This window comes from Halosimplex pelagicum (assembly GCF_013415905.1).
GTDB classification, from domain to species: domain Archaea; phylum Halobacteriota; class Halobacteria; order Halobacteriales; family Haloarculaceae; genus Halosimplex; species Halosimplex pelagicum.
The window spans coordinates 4,824,994-4,843,889 of sequence record NZ_CP058909.1; the positions used below are offsets into that span (position 1 = coordinate 4,824,994).

Annotated in this window: 21 protein-coding genes; 7 read left to right on the forward strand and 14 right to left on the reverse strand. The window is 71.1% G+C overall.

The features are described 5' to 3' along the window. Positions 1 to 37: 37 nt before the first annotated feature. The 5 genes from HZS54_RS24150 to cofD form a co-directional block, all read right to left on the reverse strand. On the reverse strand, positions 38 to 997 hold the full coding sequence (locus HZS54_RS24150) for an AAA family ATPase (RefSeq protein WP_179919625.1): 960 nt from the start codon (positions 995 to 997) through the stop codon (positions 38 to 40). Positions 998 to 1,439: 442 nt separating this feature from the next. Next, complete coding sequence (locus HZS54_RS24155) at positions 1,440 to 2,054, reverse strand: DUF447 domain-containing protein (protein WP_179919626.1); 615 nt, start codon at positions 2,052 to 2,054, stop codon at positions 1,440 to 1,442. Further along, positions 2,051 to 2,896, reverse strand: coding sequence for a triphosphoribosyl-dephospho-CoA synthase (locus tag HZS54_RS24160; protein WP_179919627.1), 846 nt, complete (start codon positions 2,894 to 2,896; stop codon positions 2,051 to 2,053). Before HZS54_RS24160 ends, HZS54_RS24155 begins: the two co-directional genes overlap by 4 nt. Further along, positions 2,893 to 3,708 (reverse strand): tRNA-dihydrouridine synthase, encoded by an 816-nt coding sequence (locus HZS54_RS24165; protein ID WP_179919628.1) that lies wholly within the window; start codon positions 3,706 to 3,708, stop codon positions 2,893 to 2,895. The genes HZS54_RS24160 and HZS54_RS24165 overlap by 4 nt, the downstream gene beginning before the upstream one ends. After that, positions 3,705 to 4,697: a 2-phospho-L-lactate transferase gene (gene cofD, locus HZS54_RS24170; protein WP_179919629.1), complete on the reverse strand. Its 993-nt coding sequence runs from the start codon at positions 4,695 to 4,697 to the stop codon at positions 3,705 to 3,707. The genes HZS54_RS24165 and cofD overlap by 4 nt, the downstream gene beginning before the upstream one ends. Before the next feature lie 111 nt (positions 4,698 to 4,808). On the opposite strand from cofD, the gene HZS54_RS24175 reads away from it, so the two are divergent. Continuing rightward, entirely contained in the window at positions 4,809 to 5,225 is a 417-nt protein-coding gene (locus HZS54_RS24175; RefSeq protein WP_179919630.1) for an SRPBCC family protein, read from the forward strand. A 120-nt stretch (positions 5,226 to 5,345) separates the two neighbouring features. On the opposite strand, the gene HZS54_RS24180 is transcribed toward HZS54_RS24175, so the two are convergent. Continuing rightward, a complete protein-coding gene (locus HZS54_RS24180) occupies positions 5,346 to 5,579 on the reverse strand; it encodes a hypothetical protein (protein ID WP_179919631.1) in 234 nt (77 codons plus the stop codon). 116 nt (positions 5,580 to 5,695) lie between these two features. Between HZS54_RS24180 and HZS54_RS24185 the strand changes: the two genes are divergently transcribed. The 4 genes from HZS54_RS24185 (at position 5,696) to HZS54_RS26105 (ending at position 10,850) form a co-directional block, all read left to right on the forward strand. Further along, positions 5,696 to 8,074, forward strand: coding sequence for a glycoside hydrolase family 2 TIM barrel-domain containing protein (locus HZS54_RS24185; RefSeq protein ID WP_179919632.1), 2,379 nt, complete (start codon positions 5,696 to 5,698; stop codon positions 8,072 to 8,074). A gap of 82 nt (positions 8,075 to 8,156) precedes the next feature. Continuing rightward, positions 8,157 to 8,528 (forward strand): hypothetical protein, encoded by a 372-nt coding sequence (locus tag HZS54_RS24190; protein WP_179919633.1) that lies wholly within the window; start codon positions 8,157 to 8,159, stop codon positions 8,526 to 8,528. 215 nt (positions 8,529 to 8,743) lie between these two features. Beyond that, a complete protein-coding gene (locus HZS54_RS24195; RefSeq protein WP_179919634.1) occupies positions 8,744 to 10,114 on the forward strand; it encodes a geranylgeranyl reductase family protein in 1,371 nt (456 codons plus the stop codon). A 256-nt stretch (positions 10,115 to 10,370) separates the two neighbouring features. Further along, positions 10,371 to 10,850, forward strand: a complete 480-nt coding sequence (locus HZS54_RS26105; RefSeq protein WP_218927097.1) for a type IV pilin domain-containing protein — start codon at positions 10,371 to 10,373, stop codon at positions 10,848 to 10,850. A 26-nt stretch (positions 10,851 to 10,876) separates the two neighbouring features. Here the strand turns inward: HZS54_RS26105 and HZS54_RS24205 are convergent, their stop codons facing one another. Together HZS54_RS24205 and HZS54_RS24210 are read right to left on the reverse strand one after the other, a co-directional pair. After that, positions 10,877 to 12,157 carry an amidohydrolase gene (locus tag HZS54_RS24205; RefSeq protein ID WP_179919635.1) on the reverse strand — a complete coding sequence of 427 codons (1,281 nt, stop codon included), beginning with the start codon at positions 12,155 to 12,157 and terminating at the stop codon, positions 10,877 to 10,879. A 59-nt stretch (positions 12,158 to 12,216) separates the two neighbouring features. Next, positions 12,217 to 12,531 (reverse strand): uS10/mL48 family ribosomal protein, encoded by a 315-nt coding sequence (locus HZS54_RS24210; protein ID WP_179909426.1) that lies wholly within the window; start codon positions 12,529 to 12,531, stop codon positions 12,217 to 12,219. 125 nt (positions 12,532 to 12,656) lie between these two features. Between HZS54_RS24210 and HZS54_RS24215 the strand changes: the two genes are divergently transcribed. After that, entirely contained in the window at positions 12,657 to 13,106 is a 450-nt protein-coding gene (locus tag HZS54_RS24215) for a bis(5'-nucleosyl)-tetraphosphatase (protein WP_179919636.1), read from the forward strand. Positions 13,107 to 13,184: 78 nt separating this feature from the next. On the opposite strand, the gene HZS54_RS24220 is transcribed toward HZS54_RS24215, so the two are convergent. After that, positions 13,185 to 13,598: a DUF5684 domain-containing protein gene (locus tag HZS54_RS24220; protein WP_246391727.1), complete on the reverse strand. Its 414-nt coding sequence runs from the start codon at positions 13,596 to 13,598 to the stop codon at positions 13,185 to 13,187. Between the two features lie 153 nt (positions 13,599 to 13,751). Here HZS54_RS24220 and HZS54_RS24225 point away from each other — a divergent pair, with 153 nt between their 5' ends. Further along, a complete protein-coding gene (locus HZS54_RS24225) occupies positions 13,752 to 14,846 on the forward strand; it encodes a DUF5787 family protein (RefSeq protein ID WP_179919637.1) in 1,095 nt (364 codons plus the stop codon). A gap of 57 nt (positions 14,847 to 14,903) precedes the next feature. On the opposite strand, the gene HZS54_RS24230 is transcribed toward HZS54_RS24225, so the two are convergent. The 5 genes from HZS54_RS24230 to HZS54_RS24250 all read right to left on the reverse strand — a co-directional run bounded on the left by HZS54_RS24230 (position 14,904) and on the right by HZS54_RS24250 (position 18,702). Further along, on the reverse strand, positions 14,904 to 15,227 hold the full coding sequence (locus tag HZS54_RS24230; RefSeq protein ID WP_179919638.1) for a DUF5783 family protein: 324 nt from the start codon (positions 15,225 to 15,227) through the stop codon (positions 14,904 to 14,906). Between the two features lie 61 nt (positions 15,228 to 15,288). Further along, entirely contained in the window at positions 15,289 to 15,783 is a 495-nt protein-coding gene (locus HZS54_RS24235; RefSeq protein WP_179919639.1) for a DUF5797 family protein, read from the reverse strand. A 137-nt stretch (positions 15,784 to 15,920) separates the two neighbouring features. Continuing rightward, positions 15,921 to 16,355: a Mut7-C RNAse domain-containing protein gene (locus HZS54_RS24240; protein WP_281377756.1), complete on the reverse strand. Its 435-nt coding sequence runs from the start codon at positions 16,353 to 16,355 to the stop codon at positions 15,921 to 15,923. 158 nt (positions 16,356 to 16,513) lie between these two features. After that, positions 16,514 to 18,256, reverse strand: coding sequence for a DNA polymerase/3'-5' exonuclease PolX (gene polX / locus HZS54_RS24245; RefSeq protein WP_179919640.1), 1,743 nt, complete (start codon positions 18,254 to 18,256; stop codon positions 16,514 to 16,516). After that, positions 18,253 to 18,702, reverse strand: coding sequence for a DUF5788 family protein (locus HZS54_RS24250; protein ID WP_179919641.1), 450 nt, complete (start codon positions 18,700 to 18,702; stop codon positions 18,253 to 18,255). The genes polX and HZS54_RS24250 overlap by 4 nt, the downstream gene beginning before the upstream one ends. Positions 18,703 to 18,896: the final 194 nt, after the last annotated feature.

Genomic DNA, 18,896 nt, shown 5'->3' on the forward strand with positions numbered 1-18,896 from the left:
CACGTCGACTGGACACCCTGCCGACCCACCGACGGTGCTACCGCGGTTCGTCGACGGCCGGGACGGCGACCCGCTCTAGCACGTCGTCGACCACCTGGACGGGATCGGCGTCGCGGACGCTCGCCTCCGTCGTCAGCACGAGCCGGTGGGCGAACGTCGCGTGGACGACTCCTCGCACGTCCTCCGGGACGACGTAACTGCGCCCCTCGATGACCGCCGCCGCCCGCGCCGCCTCGAACAGCCGCTGCACGCCGCGCGGCGAGACGCCCACGTCGACGCGGTCGTCCTCCCGTGTCGCTCGCCCCAGCTCGACGACGTAGTCCCGGAGTTTCCCGTCGACCGAGACCGTCTCGGGGACCGCCTGCAGTTCGGCGACGGTCTCGGGGTCGACCACGGCGTCGACGCTCGGCGACTGGCTGGTGCGGTCGGCCCGGCGGTCGATCAGCGTCCGTTCGTCGTCGAAGCCGGGGTAGCCCATCGCGAGCTTGAACACGAAGCGGTCGCGCTGGGCCTCCGGGAGGCCGAACGTGCCCTCCTGCTCGATCGGGTTCTGCGTCGCGATGACGAAGAAGGGGTCGGGCAGCCCCGTCGTCTCGCCGTCGACGGTGACCTGCCCCTCGCCCATCGCCTCGAGCAGCGCGGCCTGGGTCTTGGGCGGCGCGCGGTTGATCTCGTCGGCTAGGACGACGTTCGCGAACACCGGGCCGGGGACGAACTCGAACTCGCCGGTCCCCTCGTTGTAGACGTTCGACCCGGTGATGTCCGAGGGCAGGAGATCCGGCGTGAACTGGATGCGCGAGAACGACAGGCCGAGCGCGCTCGCGAACGACCGCGCCGTCAGCGTCTTCCCGGTCCCGGGCACGTCCTCCAGCAGCACGTGCCCCTGCGCGAGGACACCCGTCAGGACCTGCTCCAGGAATCGATCGTCGGCGATGACCGCCTCGCTCACCGCGTCGAGGATCCGCCGGCAGGTCCGCCCCGCCTCGTCGTAGTCCATACACGCCGTCCGGGACCGTCCGACCAAATGCTTTCGGCCTCGGAGTCAGGCGGACTTGCGATCACGCGAGGAGCCCAGCAGCAGACGGGAACGCCAGCGCCGTGAACAGCGTGAAAGCCCCCGATTGCTCCGGTCCCGGGGCTCGTTGTGCTCCTCGGTCGTTACACTCCCTGCGGTGCTTACGTCGCCCGGGTTCCCGGAGCAATCGGCCCCTTTCATTCCCACCCGCGTTGGCTGGCCGGTCAGTCTGTGCGGGCGGGAATGAAAGGGGCGACGCGTTCGACGAAGCCCGACGAAGCAAGCACTGGAACGAGCGAAGCGAGTGAAGCGCGCAGCGAGGCGCGCGAGTCGAACGCGTCGGGGCTTTCACGCTGTTTGCGGTGATGGTTTAGTCTGCGGTTGCGGTAGAATCTCCTGTTGCAGCGATCTTCTCAATACCCGACTACCACTTGGCGTCGACCAGCTCGTCGATACGCTCGAATGCGGCCCGTTCGCGCTCGCCGCCGGCGGTCTCGACGACGCGCTCGAAGTATGCCAGCCGGTCGAGCAGCGTCCCGCGGTCGTAGCCGGCCACGTCCAGCCGCGAGGCCGCGACGGTGGCCTCCACGACCGCGTAGAAGCCGCGGTTCGTCGTCGGGACCACCCGCCGCTCGACGCCGCCGTCGACCGGCCGGAGCGCCCAGGTGACGACCTCGGTGTCGCCCTCCCGGTCGGTTCCGACGCGTTCGGCCTCGACCTCGACCCAGGCGTCGGCGCTGTCGAGGACAGGCTCGTCGCCCTCGCGGACCGAGAGCGCGGCGTCGACGAAGTCGACGGGGTCGCGGGTGAACTGGACGACGCCGCCGCCGCGCTCGCGGAAGTTGCGCCGCGTCCGGGTGCGGCCGTAGGTCCGGGCGGTGACCGGGTCGCCGGCGTGGAGACCGAGCGCGGCGACGTTCCAGCGGTCGTTCGGCCCGAGCGTGGTGACGACCGACTCGACGACGCCCGAGAGTTCGACGGGCCAGTCGCTGTCGGACCCGCCCGTGCCCCCGCCGCCGCTGTCGCCCTCGCGGCTCACACCTCCAGCCCCCGTTCGAGCGCGACGAACAGCGCGGCGGCGACCGTGTCGGCGGTCGTCCCCGGGTTGATCCCTTCAGCCACGAACTCCTCCGCGAGGTCCTCGGGATCGATATCGCCGTCCAGCGCGGCCCGCGCGCGTTCGGTCGCCCGCTCGGCCGCCGCGCGGTCGTGCTGGGTGACGACGAAGGTGTCGACCTCGGCGGCGAGCAGTTCGAGGAACGCGTCGGCGGCGCGGTCGGCGACCGGCCGCTCGGGGTCGCCCGATTCGATCGACTCGGCGGCACCGAACGTGCGCTCGAACCCCTCGACCCACTCGCGGGCGACGCCGTCGCGGTCGGCCGACCGCGCCATGATGTCGGCGAGGGTCAGCCCGCGATCCTCCAGCGCGGGGACGGCGTCGCTCCCGCGGCGCACGTCCAGCGCGGCCATCTCCTCGGGCGGGTCGTCGACGGCCACGTCGACCGCCTCGAAGGCGCGGTAGAAGTTCGCCGCGTCGGCGACGGTCGTCGATTCGACGACTGCGGCGGCGCCCCCGGGCGAGAGGTCTCGGTCGTCGGCCCCCGCGGCGGCGACGAGGGGCATCTGGAGCAGGAGGGCGCCGAACTGGGTGTTGCCGCCGCGCTGCTCGCTCATCCCCTCGACCGCCCGCCGGAACGACTCCCCCAGGGGCTCCCCGGCGGCGGCCGCGTCCAGGCCGCCACGGGCGCCCACCGCGCCGGCGAGGAAGTGCTCGAAGCGCAGGTCGTCGTGGTCGCGGTGGCGGTCGACGTTGCCGGGTTTGGGCGTCCCCGCGACTTCGAGCAGCAGGGCGAGTTCGGCGTTCTGGGCGACGGTCCTCACGACTCGTCGCCCCCCGGACCGGCCGGCGGAGCCGCGCCCCGAGACTCGCCGCCGGGCTCGGCGCCGAACCACTCGTCGACGGCCGCGCGGACCCTGCGGAGGACGCGCGGGTCGTCGCTCGGGCGGCCGACGCTCACGGCGTCGGCGCCGTGGGCGAGGTACTCCCGAACCGTCTCGCGGTCACGGACGCCGTTGTTCGCGACGACGACGGCGTCGGTCGCGTCGACCACGCCGGCGACCACTGCCTCCGAGTCCATCGCGTCGACGTGGACGATGTCGGCGCCCGCGTCGTCGAGCCGCGCGGCGACCGCGGGGAGATCGACGCTCGCGAGTTCCGTCCGGACTTTGACGCTCACCGGCGCGCCCGTCTCGGCGGCGGCCGCGACGTACTCGGCGAGCCGGTCGGGCTCGCGCAACAGCGACTCGCCGGCGCCGGCGGCGCACATCTCGTCCTGGCGGCAGTGGGCGTTGACCTCGACGATCGCGCCCCGCTGGGCGCACACCTCGGCGGCTTCGTGGACCGGCTCCGGCTCGCTCGCGCGGACGTTGAACGCCGGTCGGAGCGGCGCGTCCGCGAGGGCGGCCAGTTGCTCGTCGACGAACGCCAGTGGGTCCTCGGGGAGGAACTCCTCGCGGTCGCGGTCGACAAGGTCGAGGGCCGCCTCGCGGGTGGGCTCGTCGAGCGCGATCCCGCCGAGGAAGGCCGCGCCGGCGAACTCGCCGCCCGCTCGCGCCCACTCGGCGTCCGACTGCCCGCTCAGACTCGCCAGCGCGAGACGGGGCTCGAACGGGGCGGCGGACGCGCCGGTCACGACACTCCCTCCAGCGCCTCGCGTGCGGCGCGGGCGACCCGCTCGGCGTCGCGCTCGTCGTCCATCCGGGTGTCTGTGCGGACGACCGGTCGATCGAGGTCGGTGCCGTCGGCCTCGTCGAGGACGAACGCGTCGGCGAACGGGTAGGCCTCGGCGACCCCGGCGGTGCTGGCCTCGTACCCCTCGGCCTCCATCAGGTCGTCCGCCGGCCCGGAGAAGACGGTGTCCTCGACGAACGGCGAGACGGCGACGACCGGGATCTCCGCGAGCGCCTCGTGGACCCCCTCCAGTGCGAGCATCGGCCCGAGGCTCGTGATCGGGTTCGACGGACCGATCACGACGGGATCGGCTAGCGCGTCGAGCACGGCCGGTGTCGCGGTCGCTTCCTCAGCCCCGCGGAACTCGACGGTCTCGATCGCGGGCTCGCCGCCGCGGGCCACCCAGAACTCCTGGAAGTGCATCGGTCCCGACTCTGTGTGGACGATCGTCGCGACGGGGTCGTCGCTCATCGGCAGCAGGTCGACGGTCAACTCGAACGCGTCGGAGAGCGTCCGGGTCGCCTCGGTGAGACTGCGGCCCTCGTCGATGAGGCTCGTCCGCGTCAGGTGGACGGCGCGATCGGCGTCGCCGATCAGCATGAACTCGCCGACGCCGGAGAAGCGCCGCCAGCGGGCGATCTCGCGGCCCGCGGTCTGGCGCTCGTCGTCGAGGTAGCGGGGTTCGGTGCCCAGCCCGGCCGCCTCGGCGATGTCGACGAGCTCCCCGTGGGTGGTCGCCGAGTCGTCGGCGATCCCCCACCAGGTGTCCCGATCCAGGCGGTCGCCCCGCAGGTAGAGGACGGTGTCCACGTCGGGGCAGACGAGGTGGCCGCCCAGCTCCACGTCGTCGCCGGTGTTGCCCACGACGGTCGTCCCCGCCGGGTCGAACACGGCGTCGGCGCCCGACAGGAGCTTCGGCGTGCCCGTCCCGCCGGACAGAAACGTCACCATACCCCGGCGTAGGTGCGAGCCCGGGCTAAAGCTTTGCGTCAGCGCCCCACCCGCTCGCCCCTATCGTGACGGCGACCCAACGGTTTTGCGAGCGGCGGCCGGACTCCGGGTATGCGCGCCGCCATCTCCCGCGTCGTCCACGCCTCACCCGAAACCGTCGCCGAGCGACTCACGCCTCGGGCCGTCGTCGAGGCCGAGGGTCGGTTCGCGGTCAAGGACGTGTCCGTCGAGGGCGACCGGACCGTCGTCACGGCGTGGCCGAGCGGCCACCCGTTTGCCACGCGGTTCGCCTTCGAGGACCGCCCAGACGGCTTCGCGTACTGGCGACTATCCGAGGCTCGCCCCTTCGTGACGGCCGAGACGACGGTCACGCTGGTCCCCGAGGGCGACGGCGAGCGCACGCGGGTCGAGGTAGCCAGCGAGGTCGAGACGGCGGTTCCGCTTCCGCTGGTCGAACGGGCGGCGGCTCGGCGTCGGCGCCGCGATATCGAGCGACTCGTCGCCCGTCTGGACGAGATCGTTCACTGAACCGTCTCGCCGAGCCCCGCGTCGTCGCCGGTGTTGCCCACGACGGTCGTCCCCGTCGGGTCGAACACGGCGTCGGGGCGCCTTCGAGGGCGAGGCACCACTCCGAGTCGGGAACGGGCGTCACTCACCCCAGGCGCGCGGGTCCCAGCGGGACGTGCCATGGGCGATCCGGGCGTGGACCTCCGTCCAGACCGCGAGCGTCACGACGATCGCCGCGAACCGCCCGACCGAGTTCGCGGCCCCCGACTCGGGAACCATGCCCAGGACGACCCACAGGAGGCCCATGAACCCGACCCAGACGCAGAGGAGGACGGCGTATCGGAGGGGACGGGAGTCGATCGGTGACTCGGCCATACCGGGTTCGAACGACCGGGAGTCCCAAAAGCGTGGCGCCGCGGCCGTCCGGTTCCGACCCCGGATCCCTCCGCCGATGCCGCAAGCTAGTTGACTCGGGTGGGCGACCTGTGCGTATGCCAACGCACGACGGTCCCGACGAGGAGCATCGACGGACACGCCGTCTGGAGACCGGCTGGCGGTTCACGCGCGGCGACGTCGAGGACGGCGCCGACCCCGCGCTCGACGACGGCGACTGGGAGCGCGTCGAGGTACCCCACGACTGGAGCATCGAGGGCCCGTTCGACCCCGACAGCCCCAGCCAGGCGGCGGGCGGCTACGCTCCCGAGGGCGTCGGCTGGTACCGCCGCGAGCTGCCCGAGGACATCGACGGCGAGCCGACGCTGCGCTTCGACGGCGTCTACCGCGACTTCGACGTGTACGTCGACGGCGAGCACGTCGGCAACCGCCCCTACGGTTACTCGACGGTCAACTACGACCTCTCGGAGTTCGGCGTGACCGGCGGCGAGACGCTGGCCGTCCGCGTCGCCAACGACGAACACCCCCACAGCCGCTGGTACACGGGTTCGGGCATCTACCGCGACGTACACCTCACCGAGACGGACCCCGTCTCGGTCGCGCCGTTCGGCACCGACGTGCGGACGAACGCCGTCAACCGCCAGCGCGCGGAGGTGCAGGTGCTCACCGAGGTCACCAACGACGAGGGCGAAGCGGTCACCGTCGCGCTGGAGACCGACATCGTGGACGCCGACGGCGAGGTGGTCGCCACCGCCGGCGACGAGGCGACCGTCGACCCCGGCGCCGCCCACGAGTTCGAGCAGCGCCTCTCGGTCGCCGACCCCGAGCGCTGGACGCTGGACGACCCCACCCGCTACTTCGCCCGCAGCGTCGTCTACCGCGAGGACGGGGACGGTGACGAGGGTGATTCCGCCGCCGTCGCCGTCGACGACTACGTCACGCCGTTCGGGGTCCGAACCTTCGAGTGGACCGCCGACGAGGGCTTCTTCCTCAACGGCGAGCCCGTCGACATGAAGGGGGTCAATATCCACCACGACGCCGGCTGTCTCGGCGCCGCGGTCACCGAGCGCGCGCTGGAGCGCCGTCTGGAGGCCCTGAGAGAACTCGGCTGCAACGCCATCCGGACGGCGCACAACCCGCCCCAGCCCGAGCTCCTCGACCTCTGTGACCGGATGGGCTTCCTCGTCGTCGACGAGGTGTACGACAAGTGGCGCCACGTCGGCGCCGACGAGTGGTTCGACGAGTGGTGGGACGAGGACCTGTCGGCGATGATCGACCGCGACCGCAACCACCCCTCCATCGTGCTCTGGAGCGTCGGCAACGAGAACTTCGACCAGGGCTCCGACGAGATGATCGAGGACCTGGCGATGCTCACCGAGGCCGCCAGCGAGATGGACCCCACGCGCCCGGTGACCTACGGCAATCCGCCGTGGGGCGACGGCACCGAGGGCGTCGTCGAGAACATCGAGCGCGTCGCCGAACACGTCGACGTGCTCGTCGGCAACTACCAGGAACACTGGTACGACGACTACCGCGAGGCCGGTATCGACCTGCCTATCCTCGGATCGGAGAACCGGCGGTTCTTCCGCGGGTCGGACGACGAACCCCTCGCGTTCGTCCCGCGCAACCCGTGGTACGACGTGGAGGAGCGCGACGATGTCTGCGGCCAGTTCCTCTGGCCGGGCATCGACTACCTCGGCGAGGCCCGCGACTGGCCCAGCAAGGGGTGGCCGACCGGCCTGATCGACACGACGGGGGCCATCAAGCCCTCGGGGCGGTTCCACCAGGCCGCCTGGTCGGAGGAGCCGGTCGTCTTCGCCGCGGCGGTCGACCACGACCGCGAGCGCCCGGCCTGTCGCCCGGCGTGGAGCGGCCCGCCGCTCTCCGAGCACTGGACCTTCCCGGATCGGGAGGATTCGCAGGACTTCGTCAACGTCTACACCTACACCAACGCCGAGGAAGTCGAACTCTACCAGAACGACGAGTACCTGGGGACCCAGCACGCCGACGACTACGGCCCGCGGCCGATCGAGTGGTACGTCCCCTACGAGTCGGGCACCCTGCGCGCCGTGGCCAAGGAGGACGGGGAAGTCGTCGACGAACACGAACTGGAGACGGCGGGCGAGCCCGCGGCCGTCGACCTCTCCGCGGACCGCGAGACGCTCGCCGCCGACGGCCGCGACCTCGTCTACGTCGAGGCGACCGTCGTCGACGACGAGGGCGTGCGCGTCCCCCGCGCGGACCACGAGGTCGACTTCGCCGTCTCCGGCGCGGGCGAGATCGCCGGCGTCGACAACGGCGACCTCGACAGCGACGAGCCGTGGGTCGGAGACGCCCGCTCGGCCTACCACGGGACCTGCATTGCCGTCGTCCGCGCCGACCGCGAGGGCGGCCGGGTCGAGGTCGAGGTCGAGGCCGAGGCGGACGGACTCGACGGCGACGGCGTCACGCTCCCCGTCGGTCCCGACGGGGACTGACCGGGGCCGGAGACCGCACGGAGCGACCGCACGAACCGTCCGTTCGGGAACACTTTTCGGCCGGCGGGTGCAACCCCGTGCTATGCGTGCCCTCCACTACTGGCCGCTGAGTATCGCCGCCGGGGTCGGCGTCGCCGCCGTCGCCTGGGAGTTCGCCGGCCTCCACCTCGGCGCGGTCGCGTTCGGATCCGTCTACGCCGTCGGCCTGGGCCTGCTCTCGAAGGCTCACTTCGACCTGAAATCGCGCGTCGACTCGTGGAAGCGCCCGTCGCTGTGGTCGGGCGCGTTCGCCGGCCTGTTCACGTTCACGATGCTGCTCGTGTCCGAGACCGTCGGCACCGACGCCGATCCCGTCGTGGTGATCCTGGGTCTGGCGCTGACGACGATCCTCGGGATGGCTGCCGGGACCGGCATCGCGCTGGAGAACCTCGACGCCGCCGACACCGCGCAGTAGACCAGCGACGCCGCGCAGGCCACCGACACGTCGAACGCGTCCAGGCCCCCGTCCACGGGCGGTGACGGCGCCAGTGAGGCGAAAGCCCGCGGCTGCAGCCCTGGGAGAAGTCCGTCCGGGTCCGTTCCGTTCGGTACGGAACAGCCACCGAGGGATCCGCCGAGCGAAAACACGGTTGGTAAAGAGTTTTTTCCGTGGGCGTATCAGGGGCGTGCATGACTACACGCGAGTACGACGTCGTCGTCGTCGGGGCGGGGACTGCGGGCTGTTACGCCGCGGCGACCGTCGCCCGCGAGGGCTACGACGTCGCGGTCCTCGAGCGCAAGCCCGAGGAGGAAGGGGGCCACATCGCCTGCGGCGACGCCCTCAAGGGCGCGAGTTCCTTCCCCGACGCGATCCCGAAGTCGAAGATCGAACCCGCGATGACCAACACCGGCGTCGACCACGGTCGCTTCGAGATCCCCCAGGAGGACACCGTCCTCGAAATCCCGGTCCCGGGAGAGCTGGCCGTCATCGACCGCTGGGAGTACGGCAAGGCGGTCATCGAGGGCGCCCGCGAGGCCGGCGCGGAGATCCACTTCGACACGCCCGTCAAGGACGTGACCCAGGCCGACGACGGCACCGTGACGGGCGTCCGCGCGATGCGGAAGGGCGACCCCGTCGACTACGAGGCCGAGATGGTGATCGACGGCGCGGGCGCGCTGTCGATCCTCCAGGACAAGGCCGACTTCGACGGCACGACCTTCGACACCAACGTCAGCTACAGCCAGTTCTGCTCGGCCTATCGCGAGGTCGTCACCGTCGACGAACCGGTTGAGTGGGACGACGCGCTGGTGTTCAAGCCGACCGAGCGCGCCGCGGGCTACCTCTGGTACTTCCCGCGGACCGACACCGAGATCAACGCCGGGCTGGGCTTCCAGATGAACGAGGAGCCGATGCACCTCGTCGAGGACCTCAAGCGCGATCTCAGGAACCGCGAGGAGTTCGACGGCGCCACCGTCGAGGACAAGCTCGGCGCCGCGCTCCCGACCCGTCGCCCCTACGACTCGGCGGTCGCACCGGGGTTCCTCGCGGCCGGCGACGCGGCGGGCCTGGTCAACCCCACGACCGGCGGCGGCATCGGCGGCGCGGCCTACTCCGGGCAGTACGCCGGCGAACAGGCCGTCGCGGCCATTGAGGACGGCGACGTGGGCGAGGACCGGCTCTGGGAGTACAACAAGCGGGTGATGGACCACTTCGGCGCCCGCTTCGCCACGCTGGACGTGTACAACATCTTCGTGACGGCCTACGACATCGACAGCCTGATGGGCATGCTGGCGGCCCTGCCCGCCGAGAAGATCGCCGAGGGGCTGTACGCCGGCGAGACCGACATCGGCCTCTGGCTCAAGCTCAAGACCGCCGTCAAGTCGGTCGGCCACTGGGGGACCATCTACGACCTCTACGAGACGAAACAGTTGGCCGAGCGCGTCCTCGACCACTACGAGGACTACCCCGAGACCCGCGCCGGCTTCGCCGACTGGCAGGCCCGCCGCGACGAGATCTTAGACGACGTGTACGAGACGACCGGCGCCGACCCGAAGTACTGAGCCAGTCGCTCGCGTCGTCCGCGTTTCCGCCGTTCCCCACCGACCCCGGAGCCGCCGGATCGGCCGTCTCTCGTGACGTTCCGGCCAGTAAACGGCGACTACTCCGTAGATGATGACGAATATTTATATGTATTCTCGATGTACTGATCGGTAACGCGCGGTGGGGAACGGTCCGGACGAGCACGGGGCGTCGGCTGGGGTCGCCGCCCCGTGGGGGCGTCCGGACAGCGTTCAGGCGCGCGTGGGGAAGGCAAGCATGATAGCGAGTGACACGCCGAGAGCTGTTTCACCGGTCATCGGGGTCATCCTGATGGTCGCGATCACCGTCCTGCTGGCGGCGACGGCGGCGACGTTCTTCATGGGGTTCGAGGGGTCGCTGTCGGGGTCGCCCACGGTCGCGGTCCAGAGCGAGTTCGCCGTCGACAGCGGCGGTCACGAACTCACGGTCGAGTTCACCGGCGGCGACGTGGTGGCCAGCGAGAACGTGGAGATCCACGTCGCGAACGCGGGGTGTCGGGGCGTCGGGTCGGTCACCGACCGCTACGACCTCGGGGCGCTCGGGCTCTCCGGGTCGTCCGTCGCCGCCGGGACGGACGCACAGGTCGCCGTCGGGACGGTCTGTCCGACGGCGGCGAGCCAGCTCGACCTCTCGCGGACGGAGGTAACCGTCTCGTGGGTCGAACCCGGGGCCGGAAGCGGGACCGTCCTCTACCGCTGGCGCGGCCCCGCGGCCTGAGTTCGCGGCTCGGCTTCCGGCCCCGTTCAGGGGCGGTCGCGCGCGAGCGCCAGGATCGACTCCGTCAACACCTCGACGCCCGCGACCAGCGAGTCCTCGTCCACGTTGAAGGTCGCGGTGTGGTGGCCCCCCGGATGGTCGGTGCCGACGCCGACGTACGCCGCTCGCCCGCCCCGCTCGCGGACGCGGTTCATCAGGACGGTGGCGTCCTCGCTCCCGCCCAGGTCGTCGTTGCGCACCACGGAGTCGACGCCCGCCGTCCGCCCCGCGACCGTCTCGACCACGTCGACGACGGCGTCGTCGCTCTCGGCGCCCGGCGCCTCGCCCTCGGGCGTCACCTCGACGTCGCAGTCGTGCATCGCCGCCGCGCCCTCGATCACCGAGCGGGCTCGTTCGCGCATGTACTCCATGAGGTCGGTGGTCTCGCCGCGGACCTCCCCCTCGATGTGCGCCGTCTCCGGGATCACGTTCGTCGCGCTCCCGCCGCCGACTCTCCCGGCGTTGACCCGGGTCGCGCCGTCCTCGTGACGGGGGATCGCGTAGAGATTCTGGACCGCGGCGGCCATCGCCTGGACGGCGTTGCGCCCCGACCCCGGTCGGCCGCCGGCGTGGGCCGGTTCGCCCGAAAAGTCCGCCCGGAACTGGTGGACCGCGAGGAACCCCTCGACGCCCGCGACCACTTCCCCCGTCGGATGGTCGAGGCCGACGTGGACCGCCAGCAGGTAGTCGACGTCGTCGAGCAGGCCGCTCTCGGCCATCGGCTTCCCGCCGCCGATCGCCTCCTCGGCGGGCTGGAACAGGACCTTCAGCGTCCCCGCGAAGTCGCTGTCGGCCACCGCTTCGAGGACGCCGAGCCCGATGGCGGCGTGGGCGTCGTGGCCGCAGGCGTGCATCGCTCCCTCGTGTTCCGAGCGGAAGCCCTCGCGAACGGGTGCGTGTTCCTCGTCGGTCGACTCCTCCCTCGGGAGGCCGTCGATGTCGACCCGCAGAGCGATAGTGGGGCCGTCCCCGCGTTCGAGCGTCGCCGCGGCGCCCGTGTACCCGCCGCGCAGTCGCTCCAGCGTCTCGGGGTTCGCGCCCGCCTCCTCGGCCCGACGGTACCACCGCCGTAGTTCCTCGTCGTCCGGGACGGCGATGCGTTCCCCGTCGGCGAGCACCTCGCGGCCGACCAGGACCTCGTCCACGTCCATCGCTTCGAGTTCGTCGACGATCCGCGCGGTCGTCCAGAACTCCCGCCAGGCCGGCTCGGGCTTGCGGTGGAGCTCCCTGCGTAACTCTACCAGTCGCTCGCGACTCGGCGCGCTCATACGGGGTAGTGGGCGCCGCGAGAACGTGTCGGTTTCGGCGACGCGTCGCCGACTCGACCTCAGCGGACCTGTTCGATCTCGGCTTCGACGTGGATGCGGTCGGGGTAGTCGTCGCCGGCGACCGAGCGGGCGAAGTCGTCGTGGCCGTGGACCTCGACGGTGCGGGTGTAGGCGGTGTACTGCCAGGGCTCGAAGCTCCCGCCGTCGGCGGCCAGCCGCTTGGACTGGGGGACGCGGTGGTCCGTCGGCGGCTGGGGATGGGGCCCTTTCAGCTCCACGCCCTTGCGCTCGGCGGCGGCCTTGACTCCGTCGACGACGTCGTCGAGGAGCCGTCGGTCCCCGCTCGTGAACGTGAGCTTCGTGACGAAGGGCATGTCCGTCCGGTCGCCGGGCACCGGCATAAGCCATGCGTTTGCCCCCGACTCGTGTCGGGTGTCGGAGAGGTCACCGTGGCGACGCTCCGATATTCACTTAAGGAGTGATAGAGTACTTAGTGGCAATGATAGAGGCCACGAGCGCGGGAGCCATCCTCTTTCGCGACACGCGTGGCCGGCGGGAGTACCTCCTCCTCAAGAGTCGCCCGGGCGACTGGGAGTTCCCGAAAGGGGGCGTCGAGGGCGAGGAGGAGCTCCAGCAGACCGCCATCCGCGAAGTGAAAGAGGAGGCCGGAATCGGCGATTTCCGGCTCTTGGACGGCTTCCGAGAGGACTACGACTACGTGTTCGAAGCCAACGGCAACACCATCCACAAGACCGTACACCTGTTCATCGCCCGCTCGTTCGAGGCGTCGGCGGAGCTCTCCCACGAGCACCGCGACCTCCAGTGGCGCGACTACGAACAGGCCATCAACACCGTCACGCAGGACGGCCCCCGCGAGATACTCGAAGAGGCCCACGAGTTCCTCGACGAGAAACTCGCCGAAGACGAAGACGAGGACGACGAGGAGTAGCGCCGAAGCGACGGGGCGCCGCCCCTCGACCGGTCCTCGTCCGCCCGCGATCGGCCGCGCCGAGCGACCGCGCCGGACTCAGTACGGCGACGCGCTGCGGTACCGAGCGTCGCCGAACCCCAGCAGCGGGAAGAAGACGAACCCGAGGAAGGTCAGCCCGATCCCGTAGCCGGTCCCCTTGCCGAACGCCTCCGCCACGTCGATCATCGGGATCACCGCGAGGAACGGGACGAAGAGGCTCAACAGCACCCACACGATGTCCCGGTCCGCGACCTCCGCGACGAGGACGTAGACGTTGTACACTGGGACGACGGCCGCCCAGCCCGGCTGGCCCGCCTTCTCGAAGGTCTTCCACACCCCCGCGACACTGACCAGCGTCATCAGCAGTACCACACCGAACAGGCCGAGGAACACCGAGAAGAACGCCTCCCCCGCGCTCGGACCCGCCTGTAGTGTCGCCACGGCCGTGTCACCGAGTTGCATTTCTGTCATGTGCGGGGGTGTGGCTCCCTCCCTATTTAAATTTTTTCTCGGTGACACGTCCCGGCGAGTCGTTCGCGGCAGCGGCGTTGGTCGCCGGCCGCCCTCGGCTCACCGGACGGATTCGCGAAACGTATATCCGAACGGGGGCGCCTACGTCGGGTCGTGTCACCCACGGGCGGCGGTCCGGTCGACGACTCGGAGTTTCTCTTCGAGCTGGCGGTCTGTCAGTGGGCCGAACGCGAGTGGCCGCCGGCCGGCAGCGGAACCGAGGTCGGAGCCGGTGCGGGCGACCGCACCGCTATCGTCGCCCGACAGATCGGGACGAAACGGCGGCGGTGGGACACCGTCGTCGTCGAGTGCGACCCCGAGGGGCTGGCCCGGCGGGCGAACTTCGGGCTCGCCGAACTCGACTCGGATCTCCTGCACGTCGTCCGCAACGCGCCGGCGGAGTGGACCTGGTACCGCGACGCCCTGCCCGACCCCGGTTATCCGTGGCGCTACGTCCGCGAGGCGGTCCACGAGGCGGCCGACCGCGGCGTCGTCGAGACCCGTCGCCGGTCGAACAACCGGGTCGAACTCCGCCGGAAGTGGGCCTACCCGGACTGGGTCGAGCGGATCGTCGCCGTCGAGAACAAGCCGGACCTGGACGCCAGCGCCGCCCGCGCGCTCGGCCCCCAACTGGAGCGCGACGTGGCGCTCTCGCTCGCCGACGAGGTGTGGGTCGCGACGACCGAGACCGGCGAATCCGTCGAGCCGGCGCTGATCAAGGACGTGCCCGTCGAGGCCGGCGTCCTCACGGTCGACGGCGCGGGCGACGCGGCGGTGTCCTGGCACCCCCGAACGCTCGCCGTCGACGATCCCGGAACCAGAATTCTCGAACGCCCGACCGGCGGCGACCGCGACGCCTCGGCCGCCCGCTTCGAGTACGCCGATCCGGAGTGGAAGGCCGACAAGCGGCTCGAACTCGCCGAGCGGGCGTACGGCCGCGGCTGGCGCGCCTACGCCGACACGATGCGGCCGGACTGCCGGCAGTTCCGGCTCACCGACGAACCGGCGGGCTTTCTGCCCTACTGCGCGGCGAAGGAGTGTCACCCGACAGCCGGCGAATGCTCGGGGTCCTGCGGCGAGTTCGAACCCGAACCGCCCGCGTGGCGCTCGGGCGACTGGCCCATCTCGGGCGGGCCGGGCAAGGGTATCAAACGGCTACTGGACCGACAGCGGCGGCGCCAGCGGCCGGGACTGGACGATGGGGCGTAGCGGCCTCGACGGTCGGCGGTCAGTTCGCGTCTCCGATCACTCTCCGCCTCCAGTCGCTCAGTCGTCCTCGAACCCGAAGATCCGCCGCAGTTCGAACTCGATGCGCTCGACGAACTCGTCGAGGACGGCGTCGAACGTCTCGTCGTCGACGGGCACCTCGCCCGCTCGTTCGCGCGGATTCTCCGGGAGTTCGACCCGGAACTCACCATTCCCTTCGTAGAACGGTTCGCTCCCGTCGAGGACCTGACGGTCGATCGCCTTGAGCAGCGTCGAGTCGTGCCGGCCGTGGAAGTGCTGGTAGGCGTTCCTGTACGCGGTCTGGAGCTCGTCCATGTAGTGGACGTACTTGTCCTCGAACTTCTCCGGGTCGAAGGCGGTCACGACTCGACTGTACGACCGCGAGCCCGTAAACGACTCCGTTCGGCGGGAGAGACGGAGTCGCTCAGTCGCCGTCGTCGTCGAGCCGCTGGACTTCCAGCGCGTCGCGCTCGACGGCCAGCCGGTAGGTCGGGACGGTCCTCTGGACGCGCTCGACGACGCCCTTCTCGGCGAGCGAGCGCAGCGCCGAGCGCACCTCGTCGACCTCGGGGTCGTGACCGGCGTCGCGGAGGTCGTGCAGCGTCGCGACGACGCTCTGTGGCTCGTCGTCGTGGTCGGGGAGTACGTCGATCGCCGCGGCCTGTAGCCCGGGGACGGTGACGACCTGCTCGTCGATCTCCCCCTCCACGTCGTCGCCGACGAGGCTGTTGGCCTCCGGCGTCGCGCAGATGAGGCTGTCCTCGTCGCGGTAGTAGTAGTCCTTGAGTTCGGATTCGAGGTACTGGTGGACGTCGCTCCCGCTGTCCATGTCCCACTGGGCCTGCAGCTCTGCGTTTTTCGTCGGCTGGAGCGCCACCACGTCCGCGAGTCGCTCGCGGGCCTCGTCCGATAGCGTCATTCGTCCGAGCGTAGGTTCACCGGGTTATTAAGCCCCTGCGAATGGCGCCCGCTACGCCGGGGCCGGGAGCGCCGGAGCCGGGAGCGCCGGACCGTGGGGTCGCCGGAGGCCCGACCGCGGTCTCGGGCCGCCGTCGCTCAGAGGTCGTCGAGCGTGCCGGCCACGTCGTCCCAGTGGCTGCCCTTCCAGAAGTGCTGGCCGCAGTTGTGACAGCGCCAGACGGTCTCCTCGTGGGTCTCGGGGGCGTAGTCGGGCGTCGGTTCGGTCCGGTCGACGCGTTCGAGCGGGCCGTTGCAGGCCGAGCAGCGCGCGGGCTCGTCGGCGAGTTCGAGGTCGAATCCCGACCGCCGCAGTTCGAGCAGTTGCTCGGTCACCTCCCGCGTCGAGAGGAGCTGGGACCGCTCGGCGCGGGCCGCCAGCTCGCGGTCGCGGGTCACCAGCACTCGCCCCTCGGTGTGGGCGAGCGCCAGCACGTCGTCGTCGGCCTCGATACCGCGCTCGCCCGCGTAGGCGGCGTCGTACCCGCACATCCGCAGGTACGTCGCCAGTTTCCCGAGCATGGTATCGAGCAACAGCGCCGTCTCGTCGGCCGGTTCCTGCGGGAGGTCGCCGCGGTCGGCGCCGTCGTCGGGGTCGCCGCGGTCCACTGCCTCGGCCTCGTCCGCGTCGGCGGTCACGGTGCTCGCCACCCGATCGCTCGCGCGCTCGTCGGTGTCGGACTCGTCGCCGGTCATTCGAGGAACTCGCGCAGGCCTTCGACGCCTCGCGTATTGAGTACGTCGGTCTGCTCGGCCCAGCCCCGACGCGCCGTGTGGACGCCGTAGCGGACGAGTCCGTAGCTCTCGGGCCGATGGGCGTCGGTGTCGACGGCGATCGTCGCTCCCGCCTCGACCGCGGCCTTGACCGCGCCGCCGCCCAGGTCCAGCCGGGCGGGGTTCGAGTTGACCTCCAGCGCGGTGTCGGCGTCGGCCGCGGCCGACGCCAGCCGCTCGACGTCCACGTCCAGCCCCGACCGCTGGTTGATGTACCGGCCGGTCGGGTGGCCGACGATGTCGACTTCGGGGTGCTCGGCGGCCGCGACGAGCCGGTCGGTGCCGTCGCCGTCCAGCCCGGCGTGGGGCGAGGCGACGACCACGTCCAGCTCGGCCAGGAGGTCGTCGGCCACCGAGACCGACCCGTCCGTCCCGACGTTCGCCTCGACGCCCGAGAACACCTCGATGTCGGCCGCCTCGGCGACCGCGCGGACCTCCGCCAGTTGCTCGCGCAACTCCTCGTCGGGGACGCCGACGCCGCCGACCATCCCCGGCCCGGTGGCGTGGTCGGTGATCGCGACGTAGTCGTGGCCGAAGGCGGCGGCGCCCTCGACCATCTCCGCGACCGTGTGGTCGCCGTCCGACCAGCCCGTGTGGGTGTGGAGGTCGCCGCGGATCGCCGAGGACTCGACGAGATCCGGCAGTTCCCCGTTCCGGGCGGCCTCGATCTCCCCCCAGTTCTCCCGGATCTCGGGGGGCATCCACGGCAGGTCCAGCGCCTCGTACATCCCCGCCTCGGTCTCCCCCGCCACGCGCTCGCCCGCCCGCTGGTCGGCCTCGGGGTCGTCCACGTCGGACACGTCGAAGACGCCGTACTCGTTCATCTTCAGGTCCGCCTCGATGGCGACGTTGCGGAGCTTGACGTTGTGGTCCTTGCTGCCGGTGAAGTACTGCAGCGCGCTCCCGAACTCGGCGGGGGCGACCACGCGCAGGTCGACGCGGACCTCGCCGGCCCGGACGCTGGCCTTCTGGTCGCCGGCCTCGATGACGCCGTCGGCGTCGGGCCAGTCGACGAACGCCTCGACCACCGACTCGGGGTCGTCGCTGCCCACGAGCACGTCCACGTCGCCGATGGTCTCCTTCCAGCGCCGCAGCGACCCCGCCAGATCCACCCGCTCGACGCCCGGCCGCCCGTCGAGGTACGAGACGACGCCCTCGCCGCGGGGACGCGCCTCCCCCAGCGACTCGCGCTCGCTCGCCTCGCGGGCGAACGCGATATTCTCTCGGATGTTCTCCTCGGTCTTGGCGCCGAAGCCGCTGACCGCTCGGATCTCCTCGGCCTCGGCCGCCGCCTCCAGATCGTCGAGCGTCTCGACGCCCAGCGCCTCGTAGAGGCTGCCGACCGTCTTCGGGCCGACGCCCTCGACGCGAGTCAGCGCCTCGATGTCGACCGGCATCTCCGCCCGCAACTCCTCCAGCTCCTCGATCTCGCCGGTCTCGACGTACTCCACGATCTTCGCGGAGATGGCGTCGCCGACGCCCTCGATCTCGCCGACGCCCGCCTCCCCGTCGTCGGCGGCGAGGCCGGCCACGTCGGCGGGGGAGTCCCGGACGTTCTCGGCGGCGCGGCGATAGGCGCGGGGTTTGTACTCGACGCCCTTGGCTTCGAGTCGGTCGGCGAACTCCTCGAGGCGGTCGGCGATCTCGTCGTTGCGGCTCATCGCGACCCCGACCGGTGGCTCCCCTGGCTGTCCTGGTCGTTGCCCAGCGCCTTCTTGAGGAAGTTCATCCAGCGCTTCTTGTCGGCGGTCTCCTGGGCCTCGATCTCGGCTTCGAGGTTCGTCGGCCCGAGGTTCTCCAGGGCGTTGAGCGCGCGGTCGATGCCGACGATCGCTTCGGTCAGCTCCTCGCCCTCCTCGCGGGAGATGTCGCCGTCCTCGATCAGCTCCTTGCGCTCGCGGCGCTCGCGCCGGAGGTTCTTCTTGGCTCGCTCGACGCGCTCGCGCTCGCCGGCGGGGACGGTGTCGCGGCGCTTGATCTCGAAGACGAACTCCCGCAGGTCGATGTGCTCCCCCTGTATCTCGATGCGCTCGGGGATCGTCGCACCCACGGTGGCTCCCTCGCGGCCGATGCGTTCCAGGAGCTGTTTGCGCTCGTACTCTTGCACGGTCGCCAGTCCGGTCTCGACGGTGAAAAACCCACGCGATGCCACCGTCCGCGGTGGATTCGCGGGGTGGGGGCGGGCGGGGGCCCGACGGCGACGGGCGAGTTCGCGCCGAATCGGAAGGGTAGGCCCTATATGGGTGGGCGTCCTACGCAGGTGTAGCACCGTCGTCAGCGGACGGCCGGCGATTCAATCAA